Origin of the sequence: Dissulfurirhabdus thermomarina (genome assembly GCF_012979235.1) — a bacterium.
GTDB classification, from domain to species: domain Bacteria; phylum Desulfobacterota; class Dissulfuribacteria; order Dissulfuribacterales; family Dissulfurirhabdaceae; genus Dissulfurirhabdus; species Dissulfurirhabdus thermomarina.
In genome coordinates this window covers 21,781-42,335 of sequence record NZ_JAATWC010000007.1, presented here as the reverse complement: position 1 = coordinate 42,335, position 20,555 = coordinate 21,781, and the positions used below count along the sequence as shown (strand labels likewise).

At 70.5% G+C, this 20,555-nt stretch carries 17 protein-coding genes; 4 read left to right on the top strand and 13 right to left on the bottom strand.

Annotated elements, in window-relative coordinates; all coding sequences use genetic code 11:
* Positions 1-23: 23 nt before the first annotated feature.
* The 7 genes from HCU62_RS08540 to HCU62_RS08510 form a co-directional block, all read right to left on the bottom strand.
* Positions 24-2,807 (bottom strand): chemotaxis protein CheA, encoded by a 2,784-nt coding sequence (locus tag HCU62_RS08540; RefSeq protein ID WP_163297934.1) that lies wholly within the window; start codon positions 2,805-2,807, stop codon positions 24-26.
* Positions 2,804-3,409, bottom strand: a complete 606-nt coding sequence (locus tag HCU62_RS08535) for a hypothetical protein (RefSeq protein ID WP_169755567.1) — start codon at positions 3,407-3,409, stop codon at positions 2,804-2,806. The genes HCU62_RS08540 and HCU62_RS08535 overlap by 4 nt, the downstream gene beginning before the upstream one ends.
* A gap of 78 nt (positions 3,410-3,487) precedes the next feature.
* Positions 3,488-3,841 carry a response regulator gene (locus HCU62_RS08530; protein ID WP_163297936.1) on the bottom strand — a complete coding sequence of 118 codons (354 nt, stop codon included), beginning with the start codon at positions 3,839-3,841 and terminating at the stop codon, positions 3,488-3,490.
* A gap of 61 nt (positions 3,842-3,902) precedes the next feature.
* Positions 3,903-5,315 carry a response regulator gene (locus tag HCU62_RS08525; RefSeq protein WP_163297937.1) on the bottom strand — a complete coding sequence of 471 codons (1,413 nt, stop codon included), beginning with the start codon at positions 5,313-5,315 and terminating at the stop codon, positions 3,903-3,905.
* Positions 5,312-6,403 (bottom strand): chemotaxis protein CheB, encoded by a 1,092-nt coding sequence (locus tag HCU62_RS08520; protein WP_163297938.1) that lies wholly within the window; start codon positions 6,401-6,403, stop codon positions 5,312-5,314. Before HCU62_RS08520 ends, HCU62_RS08525 begins: the two co-directional genes overlap by 4 nt.
* A 9-nt stretch (positions 6,404-6,412) precedes the next feature.
* Entirely contained in the window at positions 6,413-7,516 is a 1,104-nt protein-coding gene (locus HCU62_RS08515) for a chemotaxis protein CheB (protein WP_163297939.1), read from the bottom strand.
* A 14-nt stretch (positions 7,517-7,530) separates the two neighbouring features.
* Positions 7,531-8,382 (bottom strand): HDOD domain-containing protein, encoded by an 852-nt coding sequence (locus HCU62_RS08510; RefSeq protein WP_163297940.1) that lies wholly within the window; start codon positions 8,380-8,382, stop codon positions 7,531-7,533.
* A 291-nt stretch (positions 8,383-8,673) separates the two neighbouring features.
* On the opposite strand from HCU62_RS08510, the gene HCU62_RS08505 reads away from it, so the two are divergent.
* Genes HCU62_RS08505 through HCU62_RS08490 form a run of 4 tightly spaced genes read left to right on the top strand, consistent with a single transcriptional unit; the run spans position 8,674 to position 13,856 of the window.
* Positions 8,674-9,072, top strand: a complete 399-nt coding sequence (locus HCU62_RS08505) for a roadblock/LC7 domain-containing protein (RefSeq protein WP_163297941.1) — start codon at positions 8,674-8,676, stop codon at positions 9,070-9,072.
* 4 nt (positions 9,073-9,076) lie between these two features.
* Positions 9,077-9,709 (top strand): GTP-binding protein, encoded by a 633-nt coding sequence (locus tag HCU62_RS08500; RefSeq protein ID WP_163297942.1) that lies wholly within the window; start codon positions 9,077-9,079, stop codon positions 9,707-9,709.
* 29 nt (positions 9,710-9,738) lie between these two features.
* On the top strand, positions 9,739-11,472 hold the full coding sequence (locus tag HCU62_RS08495) for a hypothetical protein (protein ID WP_163297943.1): 1,734 nt from the start codon (positions 9,739-9,741) through the stop codon (positions 11,470-11,472).
* Positions 11,473-11,522: 50 nt separating this feature from the next.
* On the top strand, positions 11,523-13,856 hold the full coding sequence (locus HCU62_RS08490; protein WP_167522301.1) for a GspE/PulE family protein: 2,334 nt from the start codon (positions 11,523-11,525) through the stop codon (positions 13,854-13,856).
* Between the two features lie 96 nt (positions 13,857-13,952).
* Here the strand turns inward: HCU62_RS08490 and HCU62_RS08485 are convergent, their stop codons facing one another.
* The 6 genes from HCU62_RS08485 to larC form a co-directional block, all read right to left on the bottom strand.
* Positions 13,953-16,376 carry a methyl-accepting chemotaxis protein gene (locus HCU62_RS08485; RefSeq protein WP_163297944.1) on the bottom strand — a complete coding sequence of 808 codons (2,424 nt, stop codon included), beginning with the start codon at positions 16,374-16,376 and terminating at the stop codon, positions 13,953-13,955.
* Positions 16,377-16,389: 13 nt separating this feature from the next.
* Positions 16,390-16,908 carry a chemotaxis protein CheW gene (locus HCU62_RS08480; protein WP_163297945.1) on the bottom strand — a complete coding sequence of 173 codons (519 nt, stop codon included), beginning with the start codon at positions 16,906-16,908 and terminating at the stop codon, positions 16,390-16,392.
* A 148-nt stretch (positions 16,909-17,056) separates the two neighbouring features.
* Entirely contained in the window at positions 17,057-17,617 is a 561-nt protein-coding gene (gene thpR / locus HCU62_RS08475) for an RNA 2',3'-cyclic phosphodiesterase (RefSeq protein WP_163297946.1), read from the bottom strand.
* Complete coding sequence (locus HCU62_RS08470) at positions 17,562-18,839, bottom strand: CinA family nicotinamide mononucleotide deamidase-related protein (protein ID WP_163297947.1); 1,278 nt, start codon at positions 18,837-18,839, stop codon at positions 17,562-17,564. The genes thpR and HCU62_RS08470 overlap by 56 nt, the downstream gene beginning before the upstream one ends.
* Complete coding sequence (locus HCU62_RS08465; RefSeq protein WP_163297948.1) at positions 18,829-19,347, bottom strand: phosphatidylglycerophosphatase A family protein; 519 nt, start codon at positions 19,345-19,347, stop codon at positions 18,829-18,831. Before HCU62_RS08465 ends, HCU62_RS08470 begins: the two co-directional genes overlap by 11 nt.
* The gene (larC, locus tag HCU62_RS08460) at positions 19,325-20,539 is read right to left on the bottom strand and encodes a nickel pincer cofactor biosynthesis protein LarC (RefSeq protein ID WP_169755565.1); all 1,215 of its coding nucleotides are present in this window, start codon (positions 20,537-20,539) and stop codon (positions 19,325-19,327) included. The genes HCU62_RS08465 and larC overlap by 23 nt, the downstream gene beginning before the upstream one ends.
* Positions 20,540-20,555 lie beyond the last annotated feature (16 nt).

The window sequence follows — 20,555 nt, the reverse complement described above, 5'->3', positions numbered from 1 at the left end:
GCGGAGACCGGAGGGCGTTCAGCTCAGTGGAGGAGGTTCCCGGCCTCCCCGAGCCCCAGGGCGGCCTGCTCGAGGATCTGCTGTTGCCGGTGGATGAAGCTCTTGGCCCGATCCAGCACCACCGGGATGTCCAGGATCAAGGCGATGGAGCCGTCGCCGAGCAGCGTCGCCCCGGCGAACCCCGGCTGGTCGGTGAGATAGTCCGGAAGCGGCTTGATGACCACCTCCTGCTGGCCCACGAGGCCGTCCACGGCCAGCGCCGCCTCGATCTCCCCCTGGCGCACCACCACCACGAAGAACCGGTCGGGGTCGAGGTCGGAGCCCGTCCCGCGGAAGACCTTGTTCAGCCGGATGAGCGGCAGGGTCTTCTGCCGCAGCGCCATGATCTCGAACCCCTCCAGGGTGCTGGTCTCCGTGGCCTTGAGGCGGAGGGTCTCCTGGACGGAGGCCAGCGGCACCGCCAGCTTCTGGTGGCCCACCCGGACGAGCAGCACGTGGATGATGGCCAAGGTGAGGGGGATCCGCAGCTCGAACTCGGTGCCGTAGCCGGGGACGGAGTTCACCTGGATGGTGCCGCCGAGCTTCTCCACGTTGCGCCGGACCACGTCCATGCCCACGCCGCGGCCGGAGGTCTCGGAAACCCCCGCCGCCGTGGAGAACCCCGGCAGGAAGATGATGTCCCACACCTGCTCGTCGCTCATGCCCTGGACCTCCTCCTGCCGGACGAGCCCCTTGGCCACGGCCTTTTCCAGGAGGATGTCGCGGTTGAGGCCCTTGCCGTCGTCGGCCACCCGGATCACCACGTGGTTGCCCTCCTGGGCGGCCGCGAGCCGCAACCGCCCGACCTCGGGCTTGCCGGCCTTCTTCCGCTCCTCGGGGGACTCGATGCCGTGGTCCAGGGCGTTGCGGATGATGTGGAGCATAGGATCGGCCATCTGCTCGATGACCTGCTTGTCGAGGGCCGTCTCGGCGCCCGCCACGATGAGTTCCACCTTCTTGCCCAGCTTCCGGGCCAGGTCCCTGACCAGGCGCGGATAGCGGCTGAAGAGGTGATTGACCGGCAGCATCCGAAGCCGCATCACGCTGTCCTGCACCTGGCGCACCACCCGGTCGAGGGAACCGGTCTGCTCGCTCACCCGGAACATGATGTCCTTGTAGGGGCGAAGCTCCTCGGCCCGCCACTTCCGGGTCTCCAGCCACTGGTGATAGAGGCCCTTCATCTCGTCGGCCAGCTGGTTCAGGCTGGAACGCAGAACCACGAGCCCCCCCACCTCGTTGAGCAGCTGCTCCACCTTGTCGAGGTCGATGCGGACCGTCTGGGTGACCACCTTGCCGAGGGCGCTGCCCGCCCCGGTGTCCGCCACCACCTTGACCTCGTCTCCGGCCCCCAGATCGCCCAGCGGGGGCTTCGGACCGGCGGCACCCGCCGGGGGCGGCTTCGGGGCGCCCCCCTCGGCCGCCGGGGGCTTCGGGCCCGGGGGAGGCGGCGGGGCCTCGCCGGCGCCCGCGCCCTCTTCCAGCGCCCCGCCGAGGTCGAGTTCCATGCCCCCGCCGGCCGCGGCCGCTTCCCCGTTCCCGAGCAGGCCCTCCTGCTCGAAGAGCTGGTCCAGGGCCGCCTCCAGGACGTCCGCCGGGTTCTCTTCGGCGGCGGGGGCCTCGGCCGGTTCCGGGGCCGGCGCGGCCGCGGCCGGCCCCGGCGCAACGCCGATGTCGAGACCGGGCAGGAGATCGACGAACCGCGCCCAGAGCTCCCGGAGATACCCTGCATCGAAGGGGGCGTGCTCGCTGACCCGGGAAAGGGCCTCGGCCATCCTTTCCTCCCACTCGTCCAGCAGGGCCACGACCTCCCGGTAGTCCATGTAGTGGGCGGACGAGCGCAGCCGCCCGATCACGTCCTTGCAGGTGGTGAGCCATTCCTCGTCGGGCTCGTCGGGGACGTTGGCCAGCGGGGGGGCCAGTTCCTTGACGAACTCGAGGAAGATCTCGTAGAGCTCCCGGTCCTCCTCGGCCACCGGGAGTTCCGGCTTCTCCTCGGGGGCCCCGGCCGCCTGGAGGAATTCGGCCACCGGGGCCAGGGCCGCCTGGACCTCCTCGCGGACCGACGCCCAGGCGGCGGCGTCGCCGCCCTCGCCGAGCTCGGCCACGCGGCCGGCCGCCTTCTCGAGCCCCTCCAGCACCTCCTCGAGGCCGACGTAGTGGGTGGCCCGCTGCATCTCCTCGATGGCGCTGGCCGCCAGCTTGGCGTCCACGGGATCCTGGCCGAGGGCCCCGTCGAACCGCTTGAGCTGGCTCTGGATCTCCTCGGCGTAGATGGCCAGGAGCTCCTGGTCGTCCCCTTCCTCTTCTTCGAAGTCCGGGGCCGGGCCGGCCCCGCCGGCCGCCTCCGGCGCGGGGCCGCCCGCCGGCGGCGCCGGGGCCGCCGCCGCTTCCATGGCGGCGTCCAGGAGGGCCAGCATGTCCTCGATCTCCCCCGTCTCCTGCTGCTGCTCGGCCACCTCGGAGACGAGGCTCCGGAGGCGGTCCACCCCCTGGAAGACCGCCCCCATGGCCTGCTCGCCCAAACTCATCTCGCCCTGCCGCACCCGGTCGAAGAGGTTCTCCATACGGTGCGCCAGGGTCGATATCTTCTGGAAGCCCATGTAGCCGGCGGCCCCCTTGACGCTGTGCATGTTCCGGAAACACGCGTTCAGGAGGTCCATGTTGCCGGGATCTTGTTCCAGCTGGAGCAGGTTGGGCTCGATTTCGCCGAGGTTCTCCTCCGCCTCGATGACGAAATCCTGCAACATTTCCTGGTCGACTTCGCTCATGCTTCCTCCCGGTCCCGGCCGGCGGCCACCGCGGCCGCGTCGAGGACGCCGGCGAGCCCCTGCCGCAGCTCCCGCCAGACCTTGGACTTGGCGGCCCGGGCCTTGGCGCCCTTCTTCCCGAGCACCTCGCGCGCGCGGCCGATCTCCGCCACCACGGCATCGAGGCCGACGTAGCGGCTGGCCCGCTCCATTTCATTCAATACGCGTGCCACTTCCTCGACATCCACCGGGTCCCGCCCGAGGACCTGGTCGAGGCGGCCCCAGAGCTCCCGCATCTCCTCGGCGTAGATGGCCGCCAGCTCGCCGTCGTCGTCGGCCACCGCGGCACCGCCGACGAGCCGCTCCATCCGGGAGAGGGCCAGTTCCACCGCCTCCAGGGCCTCGGCCTTCAGGGCCAAGCGCCCCTCGGCCGCCCGGCGCAAGACCCCCTCCATGTGCCGGGCCAGCATCTCCACGTGCCCGCCGCCCGCCGAGGCGGCCGCCTCCCTGAGGGCCGCCAGGGGCTCGAGGCACGCCCGCTGGGCGCCCAGGTCGCCGGGGTGGGCCTTGACCGCCCGAAAGGCCTCCTTGACGGCGGCCAGCTGCGGCAGGATCCCTGCCATCGCCGGGGTCGAGGTTTGCTTGGCTGTCACCATGACGTCACCTTCCCGTCTGGAACGCGCGGACCGCCCGGGGGCGGGTCATCCCGAACCGCCGAGGATCTCCAGCAGCCGGTCGTACTCGTCCTTTCCCAGAAAGGCCTCCGCCCCGAGGGACAGGGCCTCGCCCACTACGTTGTCGTCCTTGAGGAGGCTCATGAAGACGATCCGGGCACCCCGGTCCTCCTCGCGGATGATCCGGGCGGCACTGAGCCCGTCCATCCCTTGCATGGTGACGTCCATCACCACGCAATCCGGCCTCAGGCGGCGGTAGAGATCCACGCCTTCCTGCCCGTCCCGGGCCAGGCCCACCACCTCGTGCCCCGCCCGTTCCACGGCCTGTCCAATCCGCTTTCGCATGAAGCTGGAATCGTCCACGATGAGTATCCGGGCCACGTCCTTCTCCCCCTGTCTCGATGCGTGGGCCCTTCCGGCCCCGCCGTCCGTCCCGCCCCCGTCAGCCGCCGCGATCCCACTCCGCCAGGGTCTCGGGCACCTTCTCCGGCTCGATGACGCCGTCCTCGAGCTCCAGCTCCCGCAGGTTCTCCACCGGCCCCGGCATGAGGCAGCCGGCGGGATCCTGGAGGAGGATCCGCCCCCCCTTCTTGACCACCGACTGGAGGCCGTCCTCGAGGTCGAGGTCGGTGCCGCTGAGCACCACAACGAGGAGGCTGGCGCCGAAGGCCTCCGCCGCCGACCGCAGCAGCCGCCCGGCGTCCAGTCCTTCCCCGCCGTCCTCCTCCCGCCGGATGGCCGCCCCGTCGGCGTCGGCCACCACCTCCCAGGCCGCGTCCCAGTTGGCCAGCCAACACTGGGACGACAGGAGCGGGGCCCCCGACTGGAGGGGCGAGACCGCCAGGGCGCTGAACTTGTCGATGTAGGCCGACATGTGGGGCACCAGGTCGGCGATCATGTCTTGGACCACCAGCACCGACGTGGACTGGAGCGCCGGGAGGGCCGGCAGGATCTTCTGCGCCTCGAGGAGCCCCCCGATGCCGCCGATGACCACGGCCAGGCGCCGGGCCGGCATCCCGGGCCGGGCCTTCTCGGTGACCTTCTTCGGGCTCCGGGCCCGCCGCACGCAGTGCACGGAGAACTGCTTGGCGTAGTTCAGGCTCCGGTTGAGCCGGCCCGCCACCCGCTGCCACTCGGAGGCCTGCTCGGGCTTCGGGACGAAGTCCACGGCCCCGAGCCGGAGAAACTCCATGACCCGGGCGGCCCCCCGGGCGTCGAGGCCGCTCACCAGGACCACCGGTGCCGGGGAGCGGATCATGATGTGCATGAGGGCCACGTCGCCCCCCATCACCGGCATGTTGACGTCGAGGGTCAAGAGGTCCGGCCGGTGCTGCTCGATCATCTCGAGGGCGGCCCGGCCGTTGTTGGCCTCCGCCACCACCTCCACGTTGAGTCCCTCCTCGAGGATCTTCCGCATGGCCTTGCACACCAGGGGGGAGTCGTCCACGACGAGGACCTTGAGGTGGTCGTCCCCCGCCATGGCGGCCTTGCGCCGCCGCTCGTCCGCGAGCCGAAGCGCCTCGATGAGCATGAAGTTCCAAGGGGCGTCTATGCTCCTTTCGGGCGCCACCCCCGGCCGGAACCAGAAAGAGCCGGACGGCCAGCTCAGGATGTCGAAGAAGGCGTCCTGGCCCGTCCCGCCGGAATAGGCGGCGTGGACGATCTCGCCGCCGGCGAAGTAGATCTCGCCCTCCTGGTCCCCGTGCCGGACGATGAGCACCCGTTCGCCGCCCTCGAGGCACGCCAGCTGCACGACGTCCGCCAGCGACAGCTCCTGGAGCCAGCCGCTGAAACCCTGGACGGGCTCCTCCTCGAGCAGGAGATCCAGGGTGGCCCAGTTCGGCGCCGTGCTCATTCACCCCCCTCCGGGCCGCACCAGTTCTCGAGTCGGTGGGCGATCTCGCCGGTGGCGAGGGTCTCCCCGTCCACCTCGTCGAGGACCTTCCGGGGCAGCTCGGGACAAAGGCACGTCTCCGGGCGCTGGACCTGGATGCGCCCGCCGGTCCGCTTGACCTCCTTGGCCCCGCTGAGCCCCTCCGTTCCGTCCCCCGAGAGGAAGACGGCCAGGACCTTGTCCCCGAAGTGCTCGCTGGCGGAAAAGAGGAGGAGGTCCACGCCGCCCTCGTCGCCCATGTCCTTGGTACGCTCGCCGAGGAGAAGGTAGTAGCCGTCCCCCCGCTGCTCGATGGCCGGCGCCTCGTCGCTGCCGAGCACGTAGGCATGCCCGGGCCTGAGGAGGCTCTCGTGCCCCGCCCGTTCCACCGGGAAGGGCACGAAGGGGTTCACGTAGTCCACGAAGGCCCCGAGGAAGGCCGCCGGGGTCCCCATGGAGATGAGGAGCGGCCCCTTCGGCGGCCGGCACATCTGGGGCAGCACCGAGAGCAGGGAGGCATAGCCCCCCGTGGATGTGGCCATGACGGCGACGCCGCCCAGCCCCTCGGCCTCGGCCTCGGCGCACTCGACCTCCGCCACCCGCTGGAGCCGGAGGTAGCGGGCCGCCCCCACCTGGACCCGGGAGGCCCGAAGGATGCGCGAACGGAGCACGTCGGCCTGGGCCTCGAGGTCGCCGCCGCCCTCCTGGGAGGGCTTCTGGAAGAAGTCCACGGCCCCGTACCGGAGGGCGTCGAAGGTCACCTTGGCCCCCTCGGCGGTGAAGGCGCTCACCATGAGGGTGGGCTTCGGCTGCTTGATCATGATGTGCTTGAGCGCCGTGAGACCGTTCATCTCGGGCATCTCGACGTCGAGGGTGATGACGTCGCAGTCGGTCTCGGAGAGCATCCGGAGTGCCTCCTTGCCGCTCAGGGCCTGCCCCACCACCTCGAACCGGGGATCCCCGGACAGGATCTTCTCCAGGATCCGGCACATCAGCTGGGAATCGTCCACCACGAGGACCTTCACCTTGTCCCCGGATGCCTGAGCGGCCTTACCCGTCTTCTTGGACATCAGAACACCTCACTCGTCGATCTGTACCGCCTCGTTCGGCCGGTTGCGCCGCTTCCGCGCGGCCATCTCGAGCCAGAGCTGCCGGCCGAAGGCCTCGATCCGCTCCGGAAGCTCGTGTTCCATCACCGCCTCGTCCACGACCCCTTGCCGGATGGCCGCCTCCGAGGCCTCGCCGTGGACGCACTCCTCTGGCTTCAGGACCAGGGTGCGTCCTCCGGCCTCGTGAACGGCCCGAAGCCCCTCCACGCCGTCCATGCCCGCGCCGCCGAGGAGGATGGCGAGGCACTTGTCCTTGTAGATACCCGCCGCCTGGGAAAAGAGCCCGTCCAGCGCCCCTTCCTGGTCCGTGAGGGTCACCACCCGGACGGCCTGGGCCTCTCCCTCGGGCTCGAGGGCCAGGGGCCGGTCGTAACTGGAGACATAGCAGGCGCCCTTCTCCACGGGCCCTTCTTCCCCCACCCGGAGCCGCCACGGGATGACCCGCTGGAGTTCGCCGGCGTAGGACTTGAGCACCGGGGGGGACAGCTCCTGGACCACCAACAAGCCGATGGGGAACCGGGGGGTCACGGTATCGAGGATGCGGATGAGGCTCCCGGCCGATCCCTGCTGGGCGCCGATCACCACGGCCCCCGGGACGGAGGCCCCCCGGCCGTCCACCTCGAAGTCTCGAATCTCGGCGAGCCGGACCCGGCGGATGGCGGCGGAGTTGACCCGGGCCGCCTGCTTGACCACCTGGAGCAGCTGGTCGGCCTGCTCGTGGATGTCCAGGGAGATGGTCCCGGAGGGCTTCGGGAAGAAGTCCACGGCCCCGAGCCGAAGGGCCTCCAGCGTGACGCCGCCGTGCCCCCCGAGGCCGCTCAGCATGACCACCGGCAGGGGATGGCGCACCATGATGTGCTTCACCGCGGTGAGGCCGTCCATGACGGGCATGTCCACGTCCATGGTCACGACGTCGGGCCGGAGCTGCTCGATGGCCTCCAGGGCCTCCTGGCCGTGCCGGGCCACCCCCACCACCTCGATGCCTTCGTCCCGGGAGAGGATCTCCACCAGGGCCTTTCGCATGAAGGCCGTGTCGTCCACCACCAGCACCCGGATCTTCCGCTCCTGCTCCACGTGTCCCCCTGCCTTCAGGCTGCGATGACCTGGCCCCAGCTCTCGAGGAGGTGGGCCTTTTCACTCTTGAGCCTGAGGGCGATCTTCTTGATGTCCTCGCCCCCGATCCCCAGGGCCTTGGGGACCAACAACTTCTGGTCGGGGTCTTCCCCGATGGAGGCGCCGAGCCCCACCTTTCGGCACAACCCGTCGGCCAGGAACACGGCGGAGGCCGCCTTCGCGTGCGGACCCGCCCCCTGGGGGTTGTGATGGTAGCGGACCACCGTGGAGAGAAAGTCTCCGAAGCCCCAGCGCGTGGTGAGGTAGGCCCCCACCTCCCCGTGGGAGAGGCCGAATTCCGCCTCGGCCTGGTTCAGGGAGACGCCGCGCTGGATCTGGAGCGCCATGATCTCTTTCATCTCGTCCTTGAAGTACATGCACATGAGCAGCCGCCCGATGTCATGCAAGAGCCCTGCCGTGAAGAGCTCGTCCGCATCCAGGCCGACCCGCTCTGCCAGCATGCTCGCCGCCCGGCCCGTGCCCACCGAGTGCATCCAGAGGTCGGCGGCGTCCACGCCGGGGATCCCGAGGTCACCGGAAAAGGCGCCGCCCAGGGCCAGGGCGACCACCAGGTTCCGGACCTCCTCGAAGCCCAGGACCATCACCGCCCGGGCGATGCTGTTCACCTCCCCCGCCAGGCCGTAATACGGCGAATTGGCCATGCGGAGGATCTTGGCCGTGAGCATCGGGTCGTCCCGGATGACCTTTTCCAGGGAGGCCGCGGTGGAGGTGGCACTGTCCACCTCGTGCAGCACCCTGTTGAGGATCTGCGGAATGGTCGGCAGTTCCTCGAGATCGTCGAAGCGTTGCGCGATCGAAATGGCCATGGATGTGCCGTCTCCTCCCGAAATCCCCGGCGGAGAAGCCTTCCGGCCCCGCGCGGCGCGCGGGCCCCCCTCGCCTTTTTGCTATATCGACGTCTTGAATACAAGACTTGAGGCCCGCCTGCAGCCCGGGACGCCGCCGCCGCCCGCGCCCGGACGGCGTCTCCGAGACCCGCTTAACCTCCCGCCCCCTCCGGACGATAAGAGACTTGGAATTCCGAGCCGAGTTGCCATACTAAGGGCCGTGTTCGGATCCCGGGCACGCAACCCATTCCTACGAGAGGAACAAGCCCCATGGCAGATTTCGTCCTGACCGCCGCCACCCTCGACAAGGCCCGGCAAGAGATCGACGACGCCCTCATCAAGGCCGGGGTGAAGACCGTCCTGCTCATCGACGACTCGGGCAACGTCCTCGCCTCGTGCGGGGAAGAGACCCAGAAGATCGACACCACCTCGCTCGCCGCCCTGGCCGCCGCCAACTTCGGGGCCACTTCGCAGATCGCCCGGCTCATCGGCGAGGAAGACTTCTCCCTGCTCTTCCACAAGGGCAAGCGGGACAGCATCCACTTCGCCCGCATCGGCGAGGCCTTCATCCTGATCACCATCTTCGGCGAAGACGTCTCCCTGGGCCTCGTGCGCCTCCGGGTCTCCCAGCTCTCCGACACCATCGAGAACATCTTCGAAAACGCCTAAGCCCATGGCCCTCATCGACCTCAGCAAGAAAGAGATCCACTGCAAGATCGTCTACTACGGCCCGGGGCGTTGCGGGAAGACGACCAACCTCCTCTACATCTATAACACGATGAACGAGAACTCCCGCGGCAAGATGCTGACCATCGAAACCAAGGGGGACCGGACCCTCTTCTTCGACCTCCTGCCGCTCAACCTCGGCAAGGTCAGCGGTTTCGACATCCGCATCCAGCTCTACACCGTCCCGGGCCAGACCATGTACGCCGCCACCCGGAAGCTGGTCCTCAAGGGCGTGGACGGCCTCGTCTTCGTGGCGGATTCCCTGAAGGTCCGAAAGGCGAAGAACATCGAGAGCCTCGAAGACCTCCGCCAAAACCTCCAGGACTACAAGATCGACATCCACGAGATCCCCCTGGTGATCCAATTCAACAAGCGGGACCTCGCCGCCACGCCGATCCCCATCCTGAGCGTGGAGGAGATGGAGCAGGACCTCAACTCCGAACTCAAGACCGCCACCTTCGAGGCCTCCGCGGTGAAGGGCGCCGGGGTCTTCGAGACCCTGAAGGAGATCAGCAAGCGCACCGTGCGGTACGTGGCCACCAAGCACCTGATCGGCCCCAGGGGCGCCAAGAAGGCCTGACCACGCGGACGAACCAGGAGAAGACCACGATGTCCGATGAAAACATCAATCCAGAGGAGTTGACGAGGGAGATCGAGGGCACCATCGACGACCTCTTCAACCCGGAAAAGACCGTCGAGATCGACCCCTTGACCAACAAGGTCAAGGAAGAAGGGCCCCCGGCCGAGGAACCCGGCGCCGAACCGGCGGCGCCGGCCGAAGACGCCGGCGGCGCCGGGGCGGTACCGGAGCCCGAACCGGCCCCGGCGGCGGAAGCAGGGACGGGCGGGCTGGAACTCGACCTCGAGCTCGAGCTCGACCTCGACCTGGAAGAACCCGCCGCGCCCGCCGCGGAAGCGGCCCCGGCGGGTCCCGCGCCCGCAGCGGAGGAGCCCCCCCGAAACGCCCTGCTGGACGCCCTCGGCGCCATGGAGCAGAGCTTCCTGAGCCTCGACTGGGAGATCTCCGATGCGAACCTCTCGGCGGCCCGCGAGAACGTGGCCCGGCTGCAAGAGGCCCTGTCGACCGCCGGGGATGCGGATGCCATCGCCATCACCCGGGCCATGGACGCGATGCTGGATGTGCTGCAATCCGCCCCCGAGAAGGCGCCCCCGGGTGCCCCCAAGGCCCTCAACGGGGCGACGGCCACGCTGCGCACCCTCATCGCCTCGCGCCCGGAATCCCAAGAGACCCGGCGCCAGCTCATCGAGGGCGCCATCACCCAGTTGAAGGCCGCCGGCGGCGAGCCGGCGCAGCCGGCCCCGGAGGCCCCGGTGGCCGACCCGGGCCTGGCCGCCTTCTTCGAGGAGGAATCCCGTCCCCCGGAGCCCGCCGCCCCTTCCGTGGAGCCCTCGCCCGGACCCGCGGAGGCCGGCCTGGAGCTGGAACTGGAGCCGGAGCCGGGCTCCGCCCCCCCGGGCCCGCCGCCCGAACCGGAGCGCCCGGAGGCGCCTTCCCCGGAACCCGCCGCTTCGCCGGCGCCGCCTCCGCCCGCCATGGACCGGGAAGAGGCCGCGTCCGAGGTCCAGAAGATCCTCCAGGAAGAGATCAAGGCCCTCGACCGCTGGGCCCGCCGCCTCCGCCCCATCGAGGCCCTGCTCGCCAAGACCCCCGGCCTCGAAAAGCTCCACCGGTTCCAGGCCGAGCTGCGTGCCGACCTCGAGGCCAGGAGCACCCGCCTGAAGGGGGTCTTTTCGGCGGCGGCCATGGTCGCCGTGGACGATATCGACCTCGGCGCCCTGGCCGCAACGGCGGCCGCCGAGGCGGCAACCCCGTGCCCCTGGGACCGCCTGGTGTACTGCCACTGGCAGGGCATCGCCGCCTGCTTCCCGGAGGCCGAGGTCGCCTACGCCGGCCCGCCACCCAAGCGCGCCCGGCGAGCCCTGAAAAAGGCCGAGATGCTCCCCTTGGAAAAGATGAGAAAGGGCCGCTTCTCCAGCTTCAAGGGGATCTTCGCCGGCCCCATCAACGAGCTCTCTCCCGATCAGATGAAGAAGCTCAGCCTCCCCATCTTCGACAACCCCCTCGTGCCCGAAGACGTCGAGCTGCCGGAGGACACCGAGGATCACCTCCTGGTCCTCTATTCCCCGGAACACGGGGGCGCCGCCGTGGTGGTGGACGGCCCGCCCCGGCCGGTGGAGGACACGTCGGGCCTCGGGTGGACCCCGGCCCGGGAAGGGGAGCGGGGGCCGGCGGGCCGGATCGAGCTGCAGGGCCAGGTCTGCCCGGTCTTCTCCGTGGCGGCGCTCCTCGAGGCGGACCTGGCGGAAACGGAGGCCGCCTAGGCCGGCCCCCGGCCGGAACCGGCCGGAAGAGCTGAAAAGGTGACCACGGGATGAACGCCGAGCTCCAGAGCAGGGTCCAGGAAGCCGACCTCTACGCGGAACAGGGCCTCGTGGGCGAGGCCACCGCCATCTACCAAGAGGTGCTCGCCGCGCTGGGAGAGAGCGACGCGGCCCTCCGGGCCGAGATCGAGCAGCGCATCCAGAACCTGCCGGACGTGGAAGACTCCACCCCGGCCGCCCCGGCGGCGGACGCGGCGGACGCGGCGGACGACGAGGAGGCGGAGTTCCAGCGCCGCTTCGCCACCGGTATCGGCCTCATCGAGGCGGGCTTCCACGCGGAGGCCATCGAGGAGCTCAAGGGCCTCCTCGGGGCGGGCCACCGCGAAGGCGAGGTCCACGCCAAGATCGGCGAGACCTACCTCCACATGGACATGCCCTTCGAGGCCCTCGAGCACCTTGCCGCAGCCGTGGAAGACACCTCGTTGCCCAAGGAGCGGCGCCTCGACATCCTCTACCGCCTGGCCCTCACCCACGAGAAGACCGGCGGGGTGGCCAAGGCCCTCCAGGCCCTCGAGACCATCGCCAAGATCGACCCGGACTACCGGAACGTCAACGAGCGCATCGAGGCCCTGTCGCAGACCGCCCAGAAGTTCGGCCGCTTCTTCGGCCTGGTCCGGCGGCAGCTCCTCACCGAGGAACAGTACGAAAGGGCCTGCGAGCTGGCCCGCCAGGGCAAGAAGAGCATCGAGACCGTCCTGGTCAACCAGTTCGGCATCGACAAGAAGGCCGTGGGGGAATCCCTCAGCGAGTACTACCACTGCCCCTTCGTCGAGTTCAACGAGCTGGAGGTCGGCGCGACCCCCACCTGCATTCAGGGCGTCAAGGAGCACTTCTTCCGCTCCAACAGCTGCGTCCCCGTCCGGGAGCAGGGCGGCACGCTCCTCGTCGCCCTGGACAACCCCCACGACATCTCCAAGGTCGACAACATCCGCCGCGTCCTCAAGGCCAGCAACTTCGAGTTCGCCGTGGCCCTGAAGGACGACATCAACAAGTTCATCGACTACTTCTACGGCAAGTACAACATCGCCGGGGAGGAGCAGGAAGACGTCTTCGAGCAGCTCGAGCTCGAGGACGAGGAGGCCTACGGTGAAGAAGAGGAGGAGACCGGGGTCTTCGCCGAGGCCGACGGCGTCGTCGTCCAGATGGCGAACAAGATCATCGAGGACGCCTTTGCCCGAAACGCCTCCGACATCCACGTGGAATCCCTCACCGGCAAGCGCGGGGCCCTCATCCGCTTCCGCATCGACGGCGACTGCCTGAACTACCAGACCATCCCCTACAACTACAAGAAGGGCCTGGTCTCCCGCCTCAAGATCATGGCCAACCTGGACATCGCCGAAAAGCGCCTACCCCAGGACGGCAAGATCAAGTTCAAGAGCCGGACGAAGCGCACCATCGAACTCCGCGTGGCCACGGTGCCCACAACGGAGGGCAACGAGGACGTGGTGCTCCGGATCCTGGCCGCCTCCGACGCCATGCCCATCGACCGGCTGGGCCTCTTGCCGGAGAACCTCGAAAATCTCAAAAAGATCATCGAGATGCCCTACGGGCTCATCTTCGTGGTCGGGCCCACGGGCTCCGGTAAGACCACCACCCTCCACGCCGCCCTGGGCTACATCAACCGCCCGGAGAAGAAGATCTGGACGGCGGAGGACCCGGTGGAGATCGTGCAGGAAGGCCTCCGGCAGGTCCAGGTCCGGCCCAACATCGACCTCACCTTCGCCCGGGTCCTCCGGGCCTTCCTCCGGGCCGACCCGGACGTCATCATGGTGGGTGAGACCCGCGACGAGGAAACCGCCGAGATCGTCATCGAGGCCTCCCTCACCGGTCACCTCGTCTTCTCCACCCTGCACACCAACTCCGCCCCCGAGACCGTCACCCGGCTCCTCGGAATGGGGATGGATCCCTTCAACTTCGCCGACGCCCTCCTCGGCGTCCTGGCCCAGCGGCTGGTCAAGCGGCTCTGCCCCTTCTGCCGGGAGGAATACAAGCCGGACGAGAAGGAGGTGGAGAACTTCCTGGCCGAGTACGGGGAACACCCCTCGCGGCCCCTGGACCCGGACGAGGTCCGTTCCGCCACCCTCTACCGCCCGAAGGGGTGCGACCGGTGCAACAACACCGGGTACAAGGGACGGCTGGCGGTGCACGAGCTGCTCCTGTCGAGCGACGAGATGCGCTCCCTCATCCAGCACAAGGCCCCGGTGGCCGAGATCCGGGACCTGGCCATGAAAAACGGCATGCGCACCCTCAAGCAGGACGGCATCCTCAAGGTCCTCCAGGGCCACACCGACATCAAGAGCGTCCGGGCGGCCTGCGTCCGGTAGGGGGCGGCCCGGCGCCCGGCGGCGCCCCACCCGCACAAAAAAAGGGCACCGGCCGAACGGCCGGTGCCCTTTCCGCGTCGGATGGGCCGACGTGGCTCAGGAGAAGGCGGAGACCCGGAAGCGCCGCATCCGCTTCTCCGTCTCCTGCGCCTGCCGCATGAGGTCCTCCATGGCCTTGAGGGCGGTCTGGGCGCCTTCCACGTTCTGGTTGGCGCCGTTGGCCATCTCCTCGATGGCCTGCTGGAGGAGCGCGCTCCGCTCCCGCTGCAGGGAGGTCCGGGAGGTGATCTCGGAGGAGTTGGCGGTCACCCGCCGGATGGTGTCCACGGCGGCGTTGGTGGTGAGGGTGGTGGAGTTGGCGACGGCGGTGATCTGGTCGCTCAGGCCGCGCAGCCGCTCGATGGCCTCCTCGGCCTGCTTCCGCTGGACGGTCTGCTCCTCGGTCATCCGAACGATGCTGTCGGCGTGGGCCCGCAGCTCGTCCATGGCCTGGAGGAGGGTGGTGGTCCCCCGCTCCTGCTCCGTGGAGACCTCGGAGATCCGCCGGGTGATCCGGCTGCTGTTCTCGACGGTCCGCACGATGCGGTCCAGCACCTCGGCGCTCTCCCGGGTCAGCTTCACACCCTCCTTCACCCGCTCCTCGCTCTCGCCGATGAGGGCGGCGATCTCCTGGGTGGACTCGCTGGTCCGCTCGGCCAGCTTCCGGATTTCCTCGGCCACCACCGCGAAGCCCCGGCCGTGCTCGCCGGCCCGGGCGGCCTCGATGGCGGCGTTCAGGGCGAGCAGGTTGGTCTGCTCGGCGATGTCGGAGATGAGGTCCACGATCTCGGTGACCTGGCTGGAGCTGGTGGCGATGGCCTCCATACCCTGCACCGTCTTGGCCATGGCCTCGCCGCCCTCCCGGGCGCTCAACATGCTCTGCTCCGCCTCCTGGGCCGCCTTCTGGGCCTCCTCGGCCATGTGGTGCAGCTGCTCCACCATGCCCTTCAGGGCCGTGGCGGTCTGAGCGGAGGCCTCGGCCTGGGCCTTGGCCTTGGCCTGCACCTGGCGGGCGCCCTCGCCCATGGCCCCGATGACCTGGATGGTGCTCTCGGCGCCCTGCTTGGTCTGGTTGGAGGTGTCCACGATCCGGGTGCTGGTCTGGGCCATCTCGTCGATGATCCGGGCCGCCTCCTGGGCCAGCTTGGCCGAGGACTCGGCGAAGGAGGCCACCTCGGCGGCGGTCCCGCCCATCTGGTGGACCCGGTTCATGACCTCCTGGGACTTCTGGGCCTGGAGGCTCGCGTTGTGCGCGATCCGCTCGGCGATGGAGTGGACCGATTGGCTCGACTCGGCCACCCGGGCGGTGGCCTCGATGAGGTCGCGGAAGGTGGTCTGAAGGGCCTCCAGGAAGTTGTTCAGGGCCACCGCCATGCGGCCCACCTCGTCGTTGGAGCGGACGTCGAGCCGCTCGCTGAGGTCCAGGTTTTCCGCCGTCCGCCGGAGGAAGGTGGAGGCCTTCACCATGGGTCGGGTGACGCTCCGGTCGAGGAAGAGGGCGAAGAAGAAGAGGATGACGAGGAGGACGGCACTGGCGGCGACCTGGTCACGGGCCAGGCGGAAGAGCACCGCGAAGAGGCTGCGCTCCGGCAGCTCCACGACGGCCGCCCACCGAACGGGGGCGGCGCCCTCCGGGGTCGCGATCCGGGCCTTGGCGGCCAGGAAGCGTTGCGCGGTCAACCCGGAGCCCACACGGAAGGCCGCCAGGGAGGCACCGGCCCCCGTGGCCGCCGAGGCCACGGTCCCACGGCCGAACTTGGCGGCCGGCTGCCCGGCAAGCTTGTCGTCGATGTGGAAGATGAACTTGCCGGAGCCGTCCAGGACGTAGACACTGCCCTTCTTGGCGGCCAGCGCCTGGCCGGCATCGGCGAGCAACCGGTGGAAGGACTCCCAGTTGAGGAGGCTCACCACCGCGCCGATGGTGCGGCCGCCCTTCTCCACCGGGGCGATCATGGCCACGGTCCATGGTCCGAGCGGGTCCTTGGACCCGATCACCCGGCCGAGGAGCAGGCTGCGGAACGGACCGCAGATCGACACCCGGCCCTTGCCCGCCAGGGTGAACCAGCGCCCCGCCCCCAGGGCCTCCCCCCGGGCGGCCGGGTGGCTGGCCGCGAGCACCCGGCCCTTGGCGTCCGTCACGGCGAGCAACTGGTAGTGCTCGTAGTTGCTGGCCATGTCGTTCAGGAACTGGTTGGTGCCGCCCTGCCCGCCGCCCATCTCCACCGCCAACTTGATGACGGCCAGCTGGCTCACGGTGCGCAGGTCGTTGACGCGGTCGGCCAGGAAGCCATGGAGGCGGCTGGCGAGCCCTGCGGCCTCGGCGGAGAGGGTCCGTTCCCCCTCGGCGCGGAGCAGGCGCTGGGAAGTGACGTACTGGTACCCGAGCGCCCCCACCTGGGTGGCCACGATGAGGGCCACCAGGGCCATGCCCTTGGCCCGGAGGCTCGCACCCCTCTTGGTCTGTGATCGCTTTCTGCTCATCCACACCCTCCTGTCAGGCGACACCCTGCGCGTGTGGCGGTGTTCGAGAATCGACTTCCTGGGTTCGCTCGCTCTGCACGACTTCGATGATGCGGCCGATGTCGAGGATCGGAACCGGGTCCGCGTCCTCTCGCCGGACGAGCCCCTGCACAAAACGGGCCGAACGCCCGTCCGCCGGGGCCTCCTCGGGGGCGGCCACGGCGTCGGCCGGAAGGTGCTCGATCCGGTGGACGGCGTCCACCAGGATGCCGGACACCCACTCGGGCCCTTGGAGCACCAGGATCTTGCGCCGGGGATGCGCCGGCCCCGCCTCCACCTCGAGCAGCTCCTCGATGGCCAGGACCGGGATGATCTCTCCCCGGAGGTTGATCATGCCCGCGATCCGCGGGGCGGCGTTGGGCATGGGCTCGATGCGCTGCGAGGCCACCACCTCCCGGACCCAGTCCAGATCCACGGCCCAAGCGGCGGGGCCGAGATCGAAGTAGAGAAAGTCTCTCCGGTTGGCTTCGCCTGCGCTGGAAGCTTGGTTCATGGCATCCCCGTGCGGGGGCCCGCAGCGCCCCGAAATGGCAAGGAATTCCGGCTGCCCCCAAAAATCCTCTCTTCTTATCGACGGCCTCCCCCGGAGACTTTAGGCCCTTTGGCCCGCCGGGACGGCCGGACCGGTCCCGCTCCCATGCCTATCCCGGAAGGGGGAAATCCCCCAGGGGCCGGTAGGCGGCCCCGCGCGGCCCGATCCGGCTCTCGTAGGCCACCACCCGCTCTACGGTAAAGGGCCCGGTGGCGAGCCGGGAGGCCGCCATGGCGTCGCGCACGCCCGCCCATCCCCGCAGGGACCGCACCCGCCCGAGTGTGAGGTGGGGCCGGAAGGGCCGCTCCTCCGCCGGGAACCCGGCCGCCGCCAGCTCCGACTCGATGGCGGCGTGCAGGGCGGCCAGGGCCGGGATATCCCCTCCCACCCCGGCCCAGAGGACCCGGGGCCGGTGCCAGCCGGGGAAGACCCCGAGGCCCTCCACGCTCAGGCGAAAGGGCGCCCGTCCCCGGCAGGCGGCGGCCGCAGCCTCGAGGACCCGCGGGAGGCCCCCCGCTGGGACTCCGCCCAGGAACTTCAGCGTGAGGTGCACGTTGGCCGCGGGCACCCAGCGCACGTCCCCCCCCGCCCGCTCGAGCGACCGGCGGGCGGCCTCAAGCGCCTTCCGCTGGGCCGGCGGCAAATCGATGGCCAGGAACGTACGAACCATGCTCCAAATGGCGTCGGAGCCAGTCGAGGGCGGCCTCGGCGGCCAGCGCCTGGATCTCGCCCCGCGTGCCCGGAAAGGCGAACCGGTGGGCCGCCGTCTTCTCCGGGGTGGACAACGAGATGTAGACCGTCCCCACGGGCTTGTGGCGGGAACCGCCCGTGGGGCCCGCAATACCCGTGATACCCAGGCCGTAGCCCGTCCCGGCCGCCCGGCGCACCCCCTCGGCCATCTCCCCGGCCACCGGGGCGCTCACCGCGCCGAAGCGTTCCAGGGTGGCGGGGGCGACCCCGAGGTGGGCCACCTTGGCCGCGTTGCTGTAGGCCACGATGCCCCGGTCGAACCAGCCGGAACTCCCCGGCACCCGGGTGATCCGGCTCGCCAGGAGTCCGCCGGTGCAGGACTCGGCCACCGCCACCCGCCCCCCGCGCTCCGACAGGAGCCGCCCCACGCGGGCCTCGAGGGTCTCTTCGTCGATCCCCACGATGAACTCCCCGAAGAGCGAGGTGACGGCGTCGCAGAGGTCCCCGAAGCGCCGCGCCACATCGGCGGCGTCGTGGCCCTGCGCGGTGACCACCACGAAGACCTCCGGGAAGTTCGGGTAATACCCGATGGAGAGATGGGGGTCTTCCCGCTCCCGGTCCCGGAGTCGGCCGTTGACCTCGGTCTCGGACAGGCCGAAGAGCCGGAAGGTCCGGGACCGGACGTGGAGCCGCCGGTGATCCAGGCGGGCCAGACGCGGCAGCACCCGGTGGACGAGGTGATCCTCGAGCTGGTCCGGGACCCCGGGCAGGAAGAAGATGGGCACGCCGGCGTGCTCCAGGACGTAGCCGGCCGCCCGCCCCTCGGGGTTCAGGACCTCGGCGCCCTCGGGCAGCCAGGCCATCTTCTCCCCGATGGGGCCGCCGCCCTCGGCCTCGCTCTCGCGGATCCGGTCCAGGACGTCGGGGTAGCACACCAGCGGGCGTCCGAGCGCCTGCGCCACCACCTCGTTGGTGATGTCGTCGGAGGTGGGGCCGAGCCCCCCGGAGACGAGGAGGAACTCCGCCCGGCGCAAGGCCCCCCGGAGGCACTCGGTGATGGCCGCCGGGTCGTCCCCCACAGTGGTGATGCGGGTCACCGTGTGGCCGGAGGCCAGGAGCCGTTCCGCCGCGAGGCTGCTGGTGGTGTTCACCACCCGCCCGGCCAGCAGCTCGTCCCCGATGGCCAGGATCTCACCCCGCATGCCAGGCCCCCCAGGCCCAGAGGCCGAGCCGCCACGCCCCGTTGGCCAGGAGCCCGGCGGCGAGGTCGTCCAGCATGACGCCGGCCCCGCCGGGCACGGTCCGCTCCAGCCAGCGAACGGGCGGCGGTTTCACGATGTCGAAGAACCGGAAGAGGCAGAAGGCCGCCGCCAGGAAGACCGGCGTCGCCGGGGCCCCGGCGAGGGCGACCAGCATCCCCGTCACCTCGTCCACCACGATGGCGGGATGATCCGTGACCCCCAGAGCCCGGCCGGCCACGTGGGCCGTCCAGGTCCCGAGGGCCGCCACCCCCAGGACCAGGAACCAGAAGGGCCCGGCGGCCCACCCGGCGACCGCCGCGTAGAGGGCCACCCCCAGCCCGCTCCCCAGGGTCCCCGGGGCATAGGGGGCAAAACCCACCAGGCCCCCGCTGGCCACCGCCACCGCCAGGCGCTCGGCCGGCGCCAGCGCCAGCGCCCGCCGCAGTTCAGTTCCCGGCCCCGCTTCCATCGGGTCCTTCCTCCCCGTCGTCGGCGAACCGCGCCACCGGCACGGACGCCACCGCCTGCGCCACCTCCCGGACGGAGACGCCCGCCGCCTCCGCCACCTTTTTACATGCCTCGAACTCCGGCGCAAGTTCGGCCCCCCGGCCGGGCCGTTCCACCAGCTTGGCCCCCACCGGCCCCCAGGGAGTCGGCACCCGCCCGGTCCGCCGGGGGAGCAGCCGGCGGCGGCATTCCCGGATACGGACCCCGGCCGTGGTGGTGTCCCGGAAGAGGCGGGCGCACACCCGCGCCTCCAGCCCGGGCGGCGCCACCACCGTGACCGCCGTCCCCGGGCGGTTCTTCTTCATGTGGACGGGGACGAGGCTCACGTCGAGGGCCCCTTCCGCGAGCAGCGCCTCCACCAGCGGCGGGTAGAACTCCGGGTTCATGTCGTCGATCCAGGTCTCGATCTCCAGCACCCGGTCGGCCGTCCAGCCGCCCTCCGGCTCCCCCAGCCAGAGCCGCAGCAGGTTCGGCCCGGAGGCCCGGGGGTGATCCCCCGCGCCGTAGCCCACGCCGGAGACCCGGAGGGGGGGCATATCGCCGAACCCGTCGGCGAGCCGCCGGACCAGGGCGGCCCCGGTGGGTGTGACCAGCTCGAAGGACTCGGGGACCCCGTAGACCGGGACCCCCTCCAGGAGCCGCGCCGTGGCGGGCGCGGGCAGCGGCAGGCGCCCGTGGGCGCCCTCCGTCCAGCCGCGGCCCACCGGCAGGGGAGAGGCCACCAGCCGCGCCACCCCGAGCTCGTGGAGCCCCAGGATCGTGCCCGCCACGTCCACCAGGGTGTCCACCGTCCCCACCTCGTGGAGGTGGACCTCCGCCGTGGTGCACCCGTGGACCTCGGCCTCGGCACGGGCGAGGTCCTCGACGACCGCCGCGGCCCGCTCCTGCACGGGGCCGGGAAGGTCCGCCGCCCGGAGGACGCCGAGGAGGGCCTCGAGGTCCCGGAGGGCCGGGGCGTCCCCCGCCCGGACGGCCACGTGCCAGGCGGCCAGCCCCGCCACCCGGCGCCGCCGCACCTCCACGCGGGCCCCGGGGAGCCCAAGCCGGCGGGGAAGCCCCTCGATGGGGGCCGCCCCCCACCCGGCCCCCGCCAGGGCCCCGAGCAGCATGTTGCCGCTGACGCCGGAGAAACAGTCGAGGTAGGCCGTCTTCACGGCACGCCTCCCCGCG